13 protein-coding genes are annotated in these 15,891 nt (G+C 33.7%); 9 read left to right on the forward strand and 4 right to left on the reverse strand.

The features are described from left to right. Positions 1 to 6: 6 nt before the first annotated feature. From JJQ60_RS20210 to JJQ60_RS20225, 4 genes are all read left to right on the forward strand, one after another. Positions 7 to 453, forward strand: coding sequence for a type I restriction enzyme HsdR N-terminal domain-containing protein (locus tag JJQ60_RS20210; RefSeq protein WP_201924310.1), 447 nt, complete (start codon positions 7 to 9; stop codon positions 451 to 453). Positions 454 to 472: 19 nt separating this feature from the next. Then, on the forward strand, positions 473 to 1,471 hold the full coding sequence (locus JJQ60_RS20215; protein ID WP_201924311.1) for a glycosyltransferase family 2 protein: 999 nt from the start codon (positions 473 to 475) through the stop codon (positions 1,469 to 1,471). Between the two features lie 97 nt (positions 1,472 to 1,568). Then, positions 1,569 to 2,435, forward strand: coding sequence for an OmpA/MotB family protein (locus JJQ60_RS20220; RefSeq protein WP_201924314.1), 867 nt, complete (start codon positions 1,569 to 1,571; stop codon positions 2,433 to 2,435). Between the two features lie 170 nt (positions 2,436 to 2,605). Beyond that, positions 2,606 to 4,681: an OmpA family protein gene (locus tag JJQ60_RS20225; protein ID WP_201924316.1), complete on the forward strand. Its 2,076-nt coding sequence runs from the start codon at positions 2,606 to 2,608 to the stop codon at positions 4,679 to 4,681. Positions 4,682 to 4,809: 128 nt separating this feature from the next. Here the strand turns inward: JJQ60_RS20225 and JJQ60_RS20230 are convergent, their stop codons facing one another. Continuing rightward, positions 4,810 to 5,397: a hypothetical protein gene (locus JJQ60_RS20230; RefSeq protein ID WP_201924317.1), complete on the reverse strand. Its 588-nt coding sequence runs from the start codon at positions 5,395 to 5,397 to the stop codon at positions 4,810 to 4,812. 247 nt (positions 5,398 to 5,644) lie between these two features. On the opposite strand from JJQ60_RS20230, the gene JJQ60_RS20235 reads away from it, so the two are divergent. Further along, entirely contained in the window at positions 5,645 to 6,526 is an 882-nt protein-coding gene (locus JJQ60_RS20235) for an AraC family transcriptional regulator (RefSeq protein WP_201924319.1), read from the forward strand. A gap of 16 nt (positions 6,527 to 6,542) precedes the next feature. On the opposite strand, the gene JJQ60_RS20240 is transcribed toward JJQ60_RS20235, so the two are convergent. The 3 genes from JJQ60_RS20240 to JJQ60_RS20250 all read right to left on the reverse strand — a co-directional run bounded on the left by JJQ60_RS20240 (position 6,543) and on the right by JJQ60_RS20250 (position 10,125). Further along, on the reverse strand, positions 6,543 to 7,163 hold the full coding sequence (locus tag JJQ60_RS20240; RefSeq protein WP_201924321.1) for an L-threonylcarbamoyladenylate synthase: 621 nt from the start codon (positions 7,161 to 7,163) through the stop codon (positions 6,543 to 6,545). A gap of 86 nt (positions 7,164 to 7,249) precedes the next feature. Further along, entirely contained in the window at positions 7,250 to 7,786 is a 537-nt protein-coding gene (locus JJQ60_RS20245) for a GNAT family N-acetyltransferase (RefSeq protein ID WP_201924323.1), read from the reverse strand. 11 nt (positions 7,787 to 7,797) lie between these two features. Beyond that, on the reverse strand, positions 7,798 to 10,125 hold the full coding sequence (locus tag JJQ60_RS20250) for an ATP-dependent helicase (RefSeq protein ID WP_201924325.1): 2,328 nt from the start codon (positions 10,123 to 10,125) through the stop codon (positions 7,798 to 7,800). Positions 10,126 to 10,474: 349 nt separating this feature from the next. Between JJQ60_RS20250 and JJQ60_RS20255 the strand changes: the two genes are divergently transcribed. The 4 genes from JJQ60_RS20255 (at position 10,475) to JJQ60_RS20270 (ending at position 15,879) form a co-directional block, all read left to right on the forward strand. Beyond that, the gene (locus JJQ60_RS20255) at positions 10,475 to 10,762 is read left to right on the forward strand and encodes a hypothetical protein (protein WP_201924327.1); all 288 of its coding nucleotides are present in this window, start codon (positions 10,475 to 10,477) and stop codon (positions 10,760 to 10,762) included. 282 nt (positions 10,763 to 11,044) lie between these two features. Beyond that, positions 11,045 to 13,909: an Ig-like domain-containing protein gene (locus JJQ60_RS20260; RefSeq protein ID WP_201924329.1), complete on the forward strand. Its 2,865-nt coding sequence runs from the start codon at positions 11,045 to 11,047 to the stop codon at positions 13,907 to 13,909. Between the two features lie 138 nt (positions 13,910 to 14,047). Then, on the forward strand, positions 14,048 to 14,578 hold the full coding sequence (locus JJQ60_RS20265; RefSeq protein ID WP_201924331.1) for a DsrE family protein: 531 nt from the start codon (positions 14,048 to 14,050) through the stop codon (positions 14,576 to 14,578). Positions 14,579 to 14,583: 5 nt separating this feature from the next. Then, a complete protein-coding gene (locus tag JJQ60_RS20270) occupies positions 14,584 to 15,879 on the forward strand; it encodes an amidohydrolase (protein WP_201924333.1) in 1,296 nt (431 codons plus the stop codon). The last annotated feature ends 12 nt before the right edge of the window (positions 15,880 to 15,891 follow it).

Consider the following 15,891-nt stretch of genomic DNA (forward strand, 5'->3'; position numbering starts at 1 on the left):
ATGCAAATGAAAAAGCTAAACTTTCCAGCATATCAATTCAGGTTCAAAAGTAGCGAAAATAAAGTTTCTATTTTTGACCGAATTCGCAAAAAATTTATCATTCTTACCCCAGAAGAATGGGTGCGGCAACATATAGTACACTATCTTATTAAAGAGAAAAAATACCCTGAAAGCCTTATTAATGTCGAAAAGCTCGTTAAAGTTAATGATCTTAATAAAAGATACGATATCATCATATTTAATCCCGATGGCAGTATTTATCTTATTGTTGAATGTAAATCTCACTCGGTAAAAATCACGCAAGATGTTTTTGATCAAATTGCTCGATATAATCTCGCATTAGACTCAAAATACTTAATGATTTCTAATGGTCTGGACCACTATTATTGCCAAATGAACTATATTGACAAGCACTATACTTTTCTGAAAGATATTCCTGATTATAAAAAATAAATCTCATTACTTTGCATCCGTGAATATAGCAATAGTCATATTAAATTGGAATGGTAGAACCTTATTAGAAGAATTTTTACCATCGGTGGTACAATATTCTAAAGAAGCCGCAATATATCTTGCTGACAATGCTTCTACAGACGACTCTGTAGCGTATGTAAAAACGTCTTTTCCTGAAATAAAAATTGTACAAAACGATATCAATGGTGGTTATGCCAAAGGATACAATGACGCACTTTCAAAAATTGAAGCCGACATCTATTGCTTACTCAATAGTGATATAGAAGTGACCAAAGGTTGGCTAACACCTATTATTAAAACCTTTAAATCAGGTAATGATATCGCTGCAGTTCAACCTAAAATTCTGGATTATAAAAAGAAGACTCATTTTGAATATGCAGGAGCAGCAGGAGGCTATATCGATACATTGGGATATCCCTATTGTAGAGGCAGAATATTTGATACTATCGAACAAGATCAAGGACAATACGATGATACAACAACAATATTTTGGGCAAGTGGTGCTTGCTTGTTTATTAAAAAACAGGTTTTTGAAGATGTAGGGAAACTAGATGAAGACTTTTTTGCCCACCAAGAAGAAATCGATCTTTGCTGGCGTATTTACCATCATGGATATAAAATAATATATACTGGAGATTCTACAGTATACCATTTAGGCGGAGCAACTTTGGATAGTATGAATCCAAAAAAAACATACCTTAATTTTAGAAACAATTTATATCTATTGATAAAAAATGTTCCTGGCTATAAAGTATGGGGTTTGATTTTTATGAGAATGGTATTAGATGGGTTAGCGGGGTTAAAGTTTTTGTTAGAAAGAAAACCGTTACATTTTGTCGCTATCCTTAAAGCTCACATCAGCTTTTACAGGCATTTAGGTGTTTTTTTAAAAAAACGTAAAAAACTTTCTAAGTCGGGGAAATATTATTCCTTTTTTTCCGTTGTATGGCAGTATTTTATTTTAAAACGTAAATATTTCAATCAATTAAAAGGTTAGAAAAAATTAAATTATTGTTAATGGGCAAACATTGCGTCACATTTTTAATAATTTTGAGTTATATAACCAGAAAAAAGACTTAAAAACAAATTTTCCGATGAAAAAAGTAATGATTATTGGAGCATCTATGGCGGTACTATTATCTTCTTGTGTTTCACAAAAGAAATTTTCCGAATTAGAGGCTAAGCAAAAAGAAACTGAAGACTTATTAAATACTGCAACGGTAAAATTAAATAGCTGTTTAGAAGAAAAAGCTAGTTCTACATCACAGCTTAAGGTACTTCAAGATCAAGTATCGAACCTTAAAAATCAAAACTCTGCACTACTAAATAATGTTGGTAATTTAGCTACACTTTCTACTAAAGAAGCTGAAAACCTTGAAAAATCTTTAGAAAGCATCAAAGAAAAAGACTTGCAGATTAAAACAATGCAGGATGCTATTACCAAAAAAGATTCTGTAACATTAGCACTTGTAACCAGCCTTAAAGGAGCTTTAGGAAATCTTGCTGATGAGGATATAGAAATTAACGTAGAAAAAGGAGTGGTTTATGTTTCTATTTCTGACAAACTTCTATTTAAGAGCGGAAGCTATAATGTATCTGCAAGAGCCAGAGAGGTGTTAGGTAAAGTAGCAAAAGTTGTAAACGACAAACCAGATATCGAGTTCTTAGTAGAAGGACACACAGATAATGTACCTATCAAAAACAAAGTATTACTTGACAACTGGGATTTAAGTGTTAAGCGTGCTACATCGGTAGTTAGAGTTCTACAAAATGATTTTAAAGTAGATCCTAAACGTATGACAGCGGCCGGAAGAAGTTATTATGTTCCTGTTGCAAGTAACGATAGTGCAGCTAACAAAGCAAAAAACAGACGTACAAGAATTGTTGTATTACCAAAATTAGATCAGTTTTATAACATGATTGAAGATGGTATGAAAAAAGCTTCTCAAGGAGGTAACTAGATTCTGTCTAAATACTATTAAAAGGGCTATCCATGTGGATAGCCCTTTTTTAATTTATGTATAAACCACATAAAATACTTTAAATCATTGATCCCAGTAATTATAACAGCTAAATGTTAAAAATTTAAGATATATTTGCTCGCTGAAAACCAAATCTAAATTTAATAAAAATGAAAAAACTTATCCTAACAGGAATATTACTCATGTTTATGGTTTATGGTAAAGCTCAATCCTATATGGGCTTTCTAACCGATAACTACAGTGGTGTTCATGGCGTTATTAGTAACCCGGCCAATATTGTAGATTCACGATTCAAAACAGATATCAATTTAGTTGGTGTTAGCGCCTTTGCAGGAAATGATTACTACGGAGTTAGCTTTAGTGATATTTTTGATGATGATTATGAGTTTGAAGATGATGCCAAAAGATTTCCAGAAGATAAAAACAACTTAATTGGAAATGTAGATGTATTAGGTCCAGCATTTATGTTTAACATTAATGAAAAAAATTCAATTGCGGTATATACCCGTGCAAGAGCTTTCTATAACGTAAATGGAGTAAATGGAGAAACATTAGAGAGCTTAATAGATGACCTGGATGATGATATAAGCTTTAATATTAACCAAGGTGATTTATATGCCAGTGCAAACGCTTGGGCAGAAGTAGGTGTATCCTATGCAAGAGTTCTTATGAACAAAGAAGAGCATTTCTTAAAAGGAGGTATTACACTTAAATATTTACAAGGATTAGGAACCGCTTATGCACGAGGTACCGGTCTAGGTGTTGCATTTGATGCAGACATTACAACTGGTAACGGAAGTGTGACTACTCTAGGTGAAGCGGCTTATGGCTATAGCGAAAACCTTGAAGAAGACTTAGAAGATGTAGAAATCGTAAACGGATCTTCTGGAGTTGGTGTTGATCTTGGTTTTGTATACGAATGGAGAAGAGATTATAAAGAATATACCTCTACAGATAGTAAAGGAAAAGCTTTTACACCAAAAGACATCAATAAATACAAGCTGAAGTTTGGTTTATCATTAACCGATCTTGGATCTATCTCGTATGACGATGGAACCGAAGAAAGATATAATTTCAATAATACACTTACTCAAAATGATTTTGAGGATATAGATATTGATGAGTTGGAAAGGTTTTATGGAACTCCAATTCTTGTTGAAGCTGAAAAAGCGGTATTACCAACAGCACTGCACGCTAATGTAGACTGGAACATCAACCACAAGTTCTATTTAAATTTTAATACGGATTTTTCACTTACTTCAAAAGAAAAAACAAACAGAAGTAGAATTGCCAATGTGGTATCATTAACACCCAGATTTGAAAGTAAATGGTTTAGTTTTTACTCTCCTTTAAGTCTTGTACAACATAGTGGTTTTCAATGGGGAGCTGGACTTAGAGCAGGACCACTTTATGTTGGGTCTGGATCCATATTATCGTTACTTGTTAGTGATCAGTCTAAAGCTGCCGATGTATACGTTGGTCTTAAAGTACCTGTATACCAATCTAGACCAAAAGATAAAGATGGAGATGGTGTACTAGATAAAGTAGACGAATGTCCCGAAAAAGCTGGCCCAGAAGAAAATTTTGGATGCCCATGGCCTGATACTGATGGAGATACAGTATTAGACAAAGATGATAAGTGTCCTGAAGAAGCTGGAGAAGTTGACAATAACGGTTGTCCTTGGCCAGATACCGATGGAGATAGTTTATTAGACAAAGATGATAATTGTCCTGATGTAGCGGGACCAGTAGAAAATCAAGGTTGCCCTTGGCCAGATAGAGATAGTGATGGTGTATTAGACAAAGATGATAATTGTCCTGATGTTGCAGGAACTGTGGCTAATAATGGTTGTCCTGAGGTAACAGAAGAAGTCCAAAAGACGCTTAATGAGTATGCAAAAACCATCTTATTTGATTCTGGTAAATCTTCTATAAAAGCAGAATCTGATCAAGTGCTTAAGGATATCATTTCTATTCTTAATGAATACCCAACTGCAAAATTTACTGTAGAAGGGCATACAGATAGTGCTGGTAGTGCAAAGCTTAATCAAAGATTATCAGATGCTAGAGCTAATGCTGTAAAGAATTACTTAATAGAAAATGGAATTGATCAGTTTAGACTGTCGGCAATTGGATATGGAGAAGACAGACCTATTGCAACGAATAAAACCAGAGCAGGTAGAGCACAAAACAGACGTGTAGAAATCAACCTGGTAAAGCAGTAAATTAGATTTTAAATACAACCTTATAAATACCCCGATTCAATGATCGGGGTATTTTTTTATCCAAAAATTAAAAACAAAAGGCAATACATGTGTATTGCCTTTTGAATTGTGGTTGAGTTAATAAACAATCAAATACTAACTTCTTTTATAAATTGTCTGTCTTTTAAAGAGAAATATATAATATACTTCCCAGATGGGACATCAGAAAAGCTGTAATTTCTCTGAAAAATTAATTCATCGTCCTTCGCTTTTTCAGTAAATAACAAAACCCCATCTTCATCATATATTGTAACCGTAAGTGGAGATTGTTCTACTCTGGTAAATAAAACCTTTGCTATTGTATTATCAACATGTACTTTTGGTTTAAATACAGTTACAGCCGAATTATTTATTAATGCAACTCCTTTTGAATTTTTTAATACCGGTGTAACTTTAATATCAAACTCTGTTTCGGTTTCTACAAAGTATATTCCATCCTCTACAATACCCATATTAAAATATTTTCTATATGAAGACATCGCGTCTAATGTAACATTGAATAATATAGTCCCTGAATAATTTTTTAGATACAATTTCTGTCCCTGACTTATGTTAGACAATGAAACATTAATTGTAGAAGAGTTCTCAATTTTTACAGACAAAACATCTGAAGCTTTCACAGTGGTGCAAAATAATAAAGCACATACAAGCAGACATAGGTTAATTACTCTTTTCATAACTTTCTAGTTTTAGTTGTTAAGGTTTTATAGTACAAATCTACCATGCAAATATTTTATGAAATACAATTATATTTGCATAAATATGTTCTATTTTAACCTTTGTAATAACGGTAAAACCATAATGATGTTAATTTAACACATTTTTAAGGTTATGCTTATATTATTTTAACAAATACGATACAATATTTTTAAAAGCTTAATATTTAATTCTTGTGGGGTTTAAAAATTATAAAATGTAATTGCAATGAGTAAATTTCTTACTACTAAACCATCATTAGAAAAGATAGTTCCAGAATTTGGAAGTTCTTTCTATTATGAAACTTTTTCAAAGAAGAAAATGAACAAAGATCCTATTTGGCATTATCATCCTGAAATCGAAATTGTATATGTAAATGGAGGTACGGGTAAACGGCAAATTGGAAGTCATATGTCATATTATCGTAATGGAGCATTAATGCTTATAGGTTCTAATTTGCCTCATTGTGGCTTTACGGATAGCTTTACCGGTAATAGTCGTGAAACAGTAATCCAAATGCTACCTGAATTTTTGGGAGCAACTTTTTTTGAAATCCCAGAAATGAATACTTTGGGAAAATTATTAATACAAGCCAAAAAAGGAATTGTATATCATGGGGATACCAAAAGAAGAATTGGGGCTCAAATTGAAACTTTAAAGAACCTGGATCCATTTGAGAAGCTTATCGGAATTTTACAAGTAATGAAAGAGATGGCAAAAACTAAGGATTATACCATTCTTAATGCAGAAGGCTTTATTATAGAAACTGAAATCCAGGATAACAATAGGATCAATTTAATTTTCAATTTTGTACAAGAAGAATTTATACGGCCTATCCCATTAGAAGAAATAGCAGACAAAGTCAGTATGAGCGTTCCTGGTTTTTGCAGATATTTCAAAAAAATCACTGGAAAAACTTTTGTTCAATTTGTAAACGAGTATCGCTTGGTACACGCTTCCAAATTATTACACGAAAAACAAATAAGTATTACGGATATATGTTTTGAGAGTGGTTTTAGTAATTTTTCACATTTCAATAAATTATTTAAGAAGTTTACAGGAAGAACCCCTAGCGAATATAGAAACGAATTAACATATACCGTTTCCTAATTATTATAATTCTAGATTATATAATATCGGTAGTTCCCTTACCCTCTCTAATCAAAACAGGTTCAGATTCGGTTAGATCAATAACTGTAGAAGGTATATTATCTCCATACCCTCCATCGATTACAATATCCACCAACTTATCCCATTTTTCTAATATCAATTCGGGATCTGTAGTATATTCAATCACTTCATCTTCATCATAAATAGAAGTAGAAACGATAGGGTTACCCAACTCTTCAACTATAGCAGTACAAATACAATTATCGGGTACACGAATCCCTACGGTTTTCTTCTTCTTAAAAACTGTAGGTAAGTTATTACTTCCCGGAAGAATAAATGTATATGGCCCCGGTAATGACCTTTTCAATAATTTAAAAGTGCTATTATCAATTTGTTTTACATAGTCAGAGAGGTTGCTTAGATCTTTACATATGAAAGAGAAGTTAGCTTTGGCCAATTTTACACCTTTAATATGTGCGATACGTTCTAAAGCTCTGTTATTAGTGATATCACAACCTAATCCATAAACAGTATCAGTAGGATATATAACCAATCCTCCGTCGCGCAAACATTTCACTACCCTCTGAATTTCTCGAGGGTTAGGATTTTCTTCATATATTTTAATGAATTCTGCCATAAAAAAGAAATTACGATAAATGTAATGTAAATTATAATAAAACCATATATCAAAACCTCCTATTGATGAACTACCAGTATACTTTACTATAGTTTTAATCTTTCGAATTGATCTTTTGTCAATTCGTAGCTATTCACATATTGCAAGAAATTAATCCAACCGGGTACTGTTTCATATTTTTTAATAAATTCAAATCCCGCCCTTATAAGAGTTTTATTGGGTGCTATATTTTCAGAATACGGTTCACATATCAATTTTTCTAGTTTAAAATTTTTAAAATAGAATGGAATTGTCTTCTTCAATAGCTCTAGGCCTAATCCCTTTTTTCTTTTGGCATTCTTCCATACATGTAAATGCATTGTTGCAGTATTTCCGAATTCAATATTATTAATGTTTGAATGCCCTATTGGAGTATCATCTAGCAACCATATGATATAATAAAACTCTTTATCTGTATAGGGTTTCTTAAATTCTTGATTTAGTTTTTTAATCCACTCTACTCTATCCGGCAATTTACTTTTATCTGCACCCATCGATTTGAGAAACTCAGAATCTGCATTGACAAAATAGTCAATTATTGATTCAATATCATCTTTTTTCATTTCTCTAACCGATACATTCATCGAATTCTATTTTATAATACTTTCAACTTTGCAAAACGTAGTAGTAGTTTTTTTATGCCTCCTTTTTCAAAATGAATTTCAGCTTTTTTATCTTGCCCTACTCCTTCGATTTTAAGAATTTTCCCTCTACCAAATCTCATATGTTCTACCGCGGTTCCTGGTATCAGATTGTTATCTAAAAGATTTGTTTTAGTATCATTTGATACTGGATCAGAAGTTGGTCTAAGTTTGCGCAATTTTCGCAACTGTTCCTCATTAGGTTTATGGGCCAATGGCGGTGAACCAGAAACTGGTTTTTTGAGTCTCAGTTTACTTTTATCTACTTCTCCAAATATATCAGAATCGATTAACGGCTTGTAACGATATCCTTCCACCGGAGTTAGATATTCGAGATATTGATCATCAATTTCTTCAATAAATCGGCTGGGTTCAGCATCAACCAGTTTACCCCATCGATATCGTGATTGTGTATACGTAAGATATGCTTGCTTTTCGGCCCTTGTAAGCGCCACATAAAATAATCGTCTTTCCTCTTCTAATTCACTTCTTGTGTTCATACTCATCCCTGAAGGAAACAGATCTTCTTCCATACCCACAATATATACATGAGGAAACTCTAATCCTTTGGCTAAATGTATGGTCATCAATGCCACTCTATCATCATCTCCTGTATCCTGATCTAAATCAGTGGCCAGGGCAACATCTTCCAAAAACTCTGCTAAAGATCCTGTTTCGTCTGCCAATTCCTTTTGACCTTCTACAAAATCACGAATACCATTAAGTAATTCTTCAATATTTTCTATACGTGCTATACCCTCAGGTGTACCATCTTTCTTTAACTCCTGCAACAATCCGGTTTTTTTTGCGACCATTTCGGCAAGTACAAATGCATCTGATGTTTGGTTAGTAACCTGAAAACTTTTGATCATTGTCATAAAGTTTTGCAACCTGGTTTTGGTACCACTATTGATTTTCAGGTTTATTCTATCTAAATTTTCGATAACTTCAAAAATGGAACGATCATAATGATTTGCCGCTACAATTAATTTATCTACGGTGGTAGCTCCTATCCCCCGTGCAGGATAGTTGATTACACGCTTTAGGGCTTCTTCATCCTTTGGATTAATAATCAACCGTAGATACGCCAGAACATCTTTAATTTCTTTACGCTGGTAGAATGACAATCCTCCATAAATTCGATATTTAATATCCCTTTTACGCAATGCATCTTCTATAGCCCTGGATTGAGCATTAGTTCTATAAAGCACCGCAAAATCACCATTGGGTAATTGATGCTGCATTTGATTTTCAAAGATCGAACTGGCAACAAACCTTCCTTCGTCTCCATCGGTCAATAATCGATTAACTATAATTTTGGGACCAGGATCATTTGCAGTCCAAACTACTTTATCAAGTTTGGTTTTATTTTTATCGATAATAGAGTTCGCAGCTTCAACAATATTCTTTGTTGATCTATAATTTTGTTCAAGTCGATATTGTTGTACATCATCGTAATCACGCTGAAAATTCAGAATATTATTAATATTTGCTCCGCGAAAAGCATAAATACTTTGTGCATCATCGCCTACTACACATATATTTTGAAACTTATCAGACAAAGCTCGTACAATTAGATATTGCGAATGATTGGTATCTTGATACTCGTCTACCAATATATATCGGAATCGATTTTGATATTTTGCCAACACATCAGGAAAACGATTTAACAACTCGTTAGTTTTCAATAAAAGATCATCAAAATCCATCGCACCTGCTTTAAAACAGCGCTCCACATAATTTTGATAGATCTCTCCCATTCGGGGTCGTTTTGCCATAGCATCTGCTTCTACCAATTCTGCATTTTGGAAATAGGCTTTAACGGTAATTAAACTATTCTTATATGAAGAAATGCGAGAATATACCTGTTTATACTTATAGATATCTTTATCCAGCCCCATTTCCTTAATAATAGAAGCTATAAGCCGTTGAGAATCCTGGGTGTCATATATCGTGAAATTTGAAGGATACCCTAACTTATCAGCCTCAAACCTCAATATTTTAGCAAAAATCGAGTGAAATGTTCCCATCCACAGGTTTTTAGCTTCACTTGGTCCTACGATACTGGCAATACGTTTCTTCATCTCACGTGCTGCCTTATTCGTAAATGTTAAGGACAAAATATTAAAAGAATCAACTCCCTGATGCATCAAATATGCAATACGATATGTAAGTACTCGAGTCTTGCCAGATCCTGCTCCAGCAATTACTATCATAGGACCATCTTTTTGAAGAACGGGTGCCCTCTGTGCGTCATTTAACTCTGCTAAATATTCTTCCAACGTAACAATTTTTAAAAAGTGAAATTTAAGCAAAGAATGATGGTTTTGAAACCATAAACAAGTCTTTTTGTAAACAAATCTTGGTCAATAACTTTTAGTCAAAAAATTGAATACGAAATGATACAAATATGTATTGAACTGCGATTATCATGCCCTTACACACATCGTCCACTGATCAAATGAAAAAACGATATTGACAACAAAGAAGGTTTTTTCTTACACCTTAATGAATTAAAAACAAAAAAAATGGATAAAAAGCATTATTTTAAGACAAAAAGTGCTATATTTAAAAAAATTTAATTCGAAAATTCAATTTTTATACGATTAAAACATAACCAAATCTAACACTATGGCCCCAAACTTGAATGTACAAATTATTGAAAAAGAACAGATCAAATTATTGAAATTCCCCAAAGAAGATGTCTTAAACAAAAGAAAGGATCAAATTGATCGTTTTTTAGAGTTACAAAGAGCACTTTCACTTGGCAACCTAGAACATCAAAAAGTAAGAATCATTTTTGTAGATGATCAAGGTTTTAAAAAAGTAGAGACTACTATATGGGGTATAACCGATAAAGAGGTTATACTAAAACAATCAACAATTATCCCTTTAGAAAGAATCATCAGTATTACATGATTTTTGAATCAATAGCTATACCCAATTTAATTGATATAACTAAATTTGAGTTTTTTTATCTAAACTCTTATTTTTTGGTAGGAGACGTATTTTGCAAATAAAATACGTCTTAACCATTTTATAATGTAAGATTTTACTTGTACATATAAGATATTTCACTTTTACTCGTTAGTTATTTCATAATAGCGTTTCAAAACACTATTACCACATCAAAATCAATCAATTAGACGAATACAAACTATAATATACCAAAAAAAATTAACGCTAAATAACCCACATAAAATGAGAAAGAAATTATTGAAGTATTTTCTTCTAATCATTACACTTATCAATGTGCATATTGCTAATGCACAATCAGGCCAACCTCATTTAATAGCAAAGAATCAAAAAGCTTTTATTAATACCTTGATTAGTCCTAAAAAATCTAAACCTCTTGCGATAAAAATCGATGCCAATCAATCTTTGGCTCTTAATCTTACCGTGAAAACAGAAATTGATCAAACACTTACCCTTATCGGAAATGTAAATGGAGAGCAATTATCCACATTCAGTTTCTCTGAAGTCAATGGTAAATTAGAAGGTTCAATTGTTTTACCAAACAGTAAAAAAGCATATTCTTTATACTCTGAAGATGATGGCAAGGTATATATCAAACAAACAGATATCAACTCAATTTTATGTGTAGACCTTGAAAAAACTCCAGATCAAAAGAGAACGATAAAAAAATCAACATCAATAGCAATGGCCGCACCAGAACTTGAGAGTTTACCTGGTGCTACAGGTATTATATATCTAGATTTTGATGGAGAGGTTGTTTCTAATACCAGCTGGTTATCAGGAGCTACAATTAATGCACAGTCGCCAAATTATACAAATGCTGAAATTATAGAAATATGGAAAATCATGGCAGAAGATTTTCGTCCATTTAATCTAAATGTAACTACACGTAGGGATCTATTTGATGCCGCCCCAAGAAACCGTAGAATGATGTGTATTTTTACTCCTACTAAAGATGCAGCACCCACATCTGGTGGTGTCGCTTATGTAAATTCTTTTTCTTCGACTAGAGATAATCCATGTTGGGTATATAATTTGTCAATACGTGCTGCAGGAGAAACAGGATCGCATGAGGTAGGACATACATTAGGTCTAAGACACCATGGAAAAGGATCTACAACCTATTATAACGGCCACGGGCAATGGAGTCCAATTATGGGATGGAGTGCCAGTAGACCTATTGGACATTGGAGTGCAGGTGAATATGAAGGAGCTTCTAACCCTGGACAAGATGATGTAGCGATTATTGCGAATAGTAGAAATGGCGTTGGTTTTCAGGATGATGATCATGCAGATGATATTAATACCGCTACATCAATAAGAGTAAGTCCGGCCGGAGATGTAAGTGCCAGCCAAAACTTTGGACTTATAAGCACCAGAGATGATAAAGATGTATTCACTTTTGCCATAGAAACAGGACCAGTGTCTTTTTCTTTCGAACCAGACCCCGACTATCCCAACCTAAATATACAAGCAAGAATCTTAAACGAACTGGGACAAGAAGTTGCCATTTCTGATCCTGCAGGACTTTCTGCATCGATATCACAAAATCTCTCTGAAGGTATCTATTTTATAGAAATTGATGGTGTAGGTGAAGGAACCGTAAATAATGGGTATTCCGATTTCTCTTCCTTAGGTAATTATACCATTTCTGGAAGTTACATTCCAGGAGATGATAAGAACCCTCCTTTATCAGAGTTTGAATCGTCTCAAGATTGTACTCAAATCCAATTTACGAGCACTTCTACCAACAGAATAAATTCATATTTATGGAACTTTGGAGATGGTCAAACCTCTACGCAGCAAAATCCTACGCATACCTATGCAGCCGAGGGAGATTATACAGTATCGCTAACCACAACAAATGATTCTGGTAGTGATACAGAAGAAAAAATAAATTATATAACTATACGAACGCCAAGTCAACCCATAATTTCTGATCAAAATATTTGTAGCGGAGAATCTATAACATTATCACCAACCGGAAATAGTGATTTTAATTGGTATAGCGCTCCTTCAGGAGGCAGTCGTATCGCTTCTGGAACTACTTATACAACCCCAGAGCTTACGTCTAATCAAACATATTATGTTGAGGGAGTTATAGGTGGATGTACTACCGCAACCAGAACACAAGTAAATATAACTGTTGCTCCTAGTCCTAATCAACCTTCGGCTGTTGATCAAAGGATTTGTAGTGGAGAATCAGTTACATTATCTGTATCAGGAAATAGCGAATATAATTGGTATGAATCATCAACTGGAGGTACACGTATTGCTACAGGAAGTACATATGAGACTCCTACTCTAACTTCTTCAAAAACGTATTATGTTGAAGGTATACTAGGAGATTGTAGTACTGCCACAAGAACCGAAGTACGAGTTGAAGTAGCACAATCAATCAACCAACCAACTGCGTCTGACCAAAATATTTGCAGTGGAGAATTTACAATTATAACCGTAACAGGAAATAGCGAGTATAATTGGTATGAAACACCAACCGGAGGCACTGTAATTGCAACCGGAGATAGCTATCAAACCCCTATACTCAAGTCTACAAAAACATACTATATAGAAGGTGTTATCGGTGGCTGTTTCAATACTACCAGAACAGAGGTTAAAGCTATTATATCAGAAAACCCGGAATCTCCAGTCATTTTTGTAAATCAAAACCAAAGCTTAGCTATTAATTCTGAATTTTCAACATACCAATGGTATTTTAATAATAGTCCAATAGAGGATGCTAATCTTGCAACTTACACACCACTACAAAGTGGAGAATATCAAATAGAAGTATTTAATGATTCAGGATGTAATGCTATTTCAGAAAAATTCTCTGTAGACCAATCTATGTTGAATGCAATTAGAGATAACAACGTATATACATACTATCCAAATCCTGTAAAGGCAGATGGTCTTTTAAATATTGAAGGCTTTACAATAGAGGATTATGATGTAAGAATTGTAAATATTCAAGGTCAAATATTAATAAAGTCAACCCCTACTTCTCAATTAGATTTATCAGAACTGTCAAACGGTTTATATATCTTGCTGATTAACAATAAGCCTGTAGGTAAGTTTATAAAACAATAATTTTATATATATAACGATCAAAGCATATTATCTTTCTTGGATAATATGCTTTTTTTATATGTAAAAATATCTAGGCTTCATTTTTAACTTTCCTTTAATAGATTTTTGAATATCTTTAGAAACCAAAAATCAAAACGTTTGAAAAAGAACCTAGCGACCTATTTTATTTTTACCATACCCTTCCTGTTCTTCTCTCAAAAAAAGGGCAATGTAATACCAGAGTATGGTAAAACATATAATGTGGTTAATCCAGATTATAAAACAGATACTTTACATGACCTAAAGGTTGTTTTTGATATTGGAAGAACCTTTGCAGATAGCTCAAAAGTAAATCCCCTTATCAATACAGCCGCCAGATTTCTCAATATGCATGAAGGAGCAGGTGTTTCTACCGAAAAGTTAAAAGTAGCCTTAGTAATTCATGGTTCAGCGGCATATGACATTTTAAATAATGAAAACTACAAAACAAAATACGGCATAGATAATCCTAATGCAAAACTCGTATCGGCATTATCCGAAAAGGGGGCACACATAATTTTATGCGGTCAAACGGCAGCTTATCGTAATATCACAAAAACAAAAACGCTTCCAGAAGTGCAATATGCACTTTCGGCTATGACGGCACTTGTACAATTACAAAACGAAAACTACAGACTTATTAATTTCTAAACCTAATGAACACGAACACACAATCAATTTTCTTCTTAATTTTTGCATTTGCTTTTTGCGCTATACAAGCTCAACAGATTAATCCTGAGATTAATTCGATGGCTGAAAAGTTAGAATCAAAAGTAATCGAATGGAGAAGAGATTTTCATCAAAACCCCGAACTTTCGAATCGCGAATTCGAAACGGCAAAAAAGATTGCGAAACACTTAAAAGATCTTGGTCTTGAAGTAACCGAAAATGTAGCCAAAACAGGTGTTGTAGCCATTTTAAAAGGTAATACTCCTGGAAAAACTGTTGCGCTTAGAGCAGATATAGATGCTCTTCCAGTTACAGAAAGAGCTGATGTACCTTTTAAATCAACAGTTAAAACTACTTTTCTTGATACCGAAGTTGGTGTTAGTCATGCATGTGGTCATGATACCCATACTGCTATTCTTATGGGTGTAGCAGAGATTCTTACCAAACATAAAGACAAAATAAATGGTACCGTTAAGTTTATTTTTCAACCTGCAGAAGAAGGTCCGCCACCAGGAGAAGAAGGTGGAGCAAAATTAATGATAAAAGAAGGAGTATTAAAAAACCCAGATGTTGATGCCATTTTTGGTTTGCATATCAATTCAGGTACCGAAGTAGGAAAAATACGTTACAAACCCGGGGGAACAATGGCTGCGGTAGAACGTTTTGTGATTAACGTAAAAGGAAAACAAACTCATGGTTCTGCTCCTTGGACAGGAGTTGACCCTGTACTAATTTCTGCTAAAATAATTGATGGACTCCAAACTATTATTAGTAGAGAATCGCCATTGGTAAAAGAGGCTGCAGTAATTACTGTTGGTAAAATAACCAGTGGAGTACGCTTTAATATTATACCTGAAAGTGCCGAAATGATCGGAACCGTTAGGACACTAGATCCAAAAATGAGAGAACTTATTATTAGAAGAATGAATGAAATGGTGCCTTCAATTGCTAAGGCCTATGGTGGAGATGCAACTATAGAATTTCAAAATAACACATCAATCACGTATAATGACCCCGCTTTGGTAAAACAAATGTTACCAACAATTGAAGGTATTGCCGGGAAAGAAAATGTAATCTTATCAAAAGCAACCACCGGAGGCGAAGATTTCTCATATTTTCAAGAAGTAGTACCCGGATTTTATTTCTTCTTAGGAGGAAAATCAAAAGGAACCGAAAAAGCTGCAGCTCACCATACACCAGATTTCTATATAGACGAAAGCGGTCTGTTATTAGGTGTTAAAGTGATGTCTCAATTAACCTTAGATTATCTAAACGCGCAATAAAAACTGGGCACC

The organism is Aquimarina mytili, assembly GCF_016735115.1.
GTDB classification, from domain to species: domain Bacteria; phylum Bacteroidota; class Bacteroidia; order Flavobacteriales; family Flavobacteriaceae; genus Aquimarina; species Aquimarina mytili.

Excerpts from the sequence above, each read along its gene's own strand:
- JJQ60_RS20225 (WP_201924316.1), top strand. The coding sequence starts at position 2,606 with ATGAAAAAACTTATCCTAACAGGAATATTACTCATGTTTATGGTTTAT.
- JJQ60_RS20230 (WP_201924317.1), bottom strand. The coding sequence starts at position 5,397 with ATGAAAAGAGTAATTAACCTATGTCTGCTTGTATGTGCTTTATTATTT.
- JJQ60_RS20255 (WP_201924327.1), top strand. The coding sequence starts at position 10,475 with ATGGCCCCAAACTTGAATGTACAAATTATTGAAAAAGAACAGATCAAA.
- JJQ60_RS20210 (WP_201924310.1), top strand. The coding sequence starts at position 7 with ATGAAAAAGCTAAACTTTCCAGCATATCAATTCAGGTTCAAAAGTAGC.
- JJQ60_RS20235 (WP_201924319.1), top strand. The coding sequence starts at position 5,645 with ATGAGTAAATTTCTTACTACTAAACCATCATTAGAAAAGATAGTTCCA.
- JJQ60_RS20220 (WP_201924314.1), top strand. The coding sequence starts at position 1,569 with ATGAAAAAAGTAATGATTATTGGAGCATCTATGGCGGTACTATTATCT.
- JJQ60_RS20240 (WP_201924321.1), bottom strand. The coding sequence starts at position 7,163 with ATGGCAGAATTCATTAAAATATATGAAGAAAATCCTAACCCTCGAGAA.
- JJQ60_RS20270 (WP_201924333.1), top strand. The coding sequence starts at position 14,584 with ATGAACACGAACACACAATCAATTTTCTTCTTAATTTTTGCATTTGCT.
- JJQ60_RS20260 (WP_201924329.1), top strand. The coding sequence starts at position 11,045 with ATGAGAAAGAAATTATTGAAGTATTTTCTTCTAATCATTACACTTATC.
- JJQ60_RS20245 (WP_201924323.1), bottom strand. The coding sequence starts at position 7,786 with ATGAATGTATCGGTTAGAGAAATGAAAAAAGATGATATTGAATCAATA.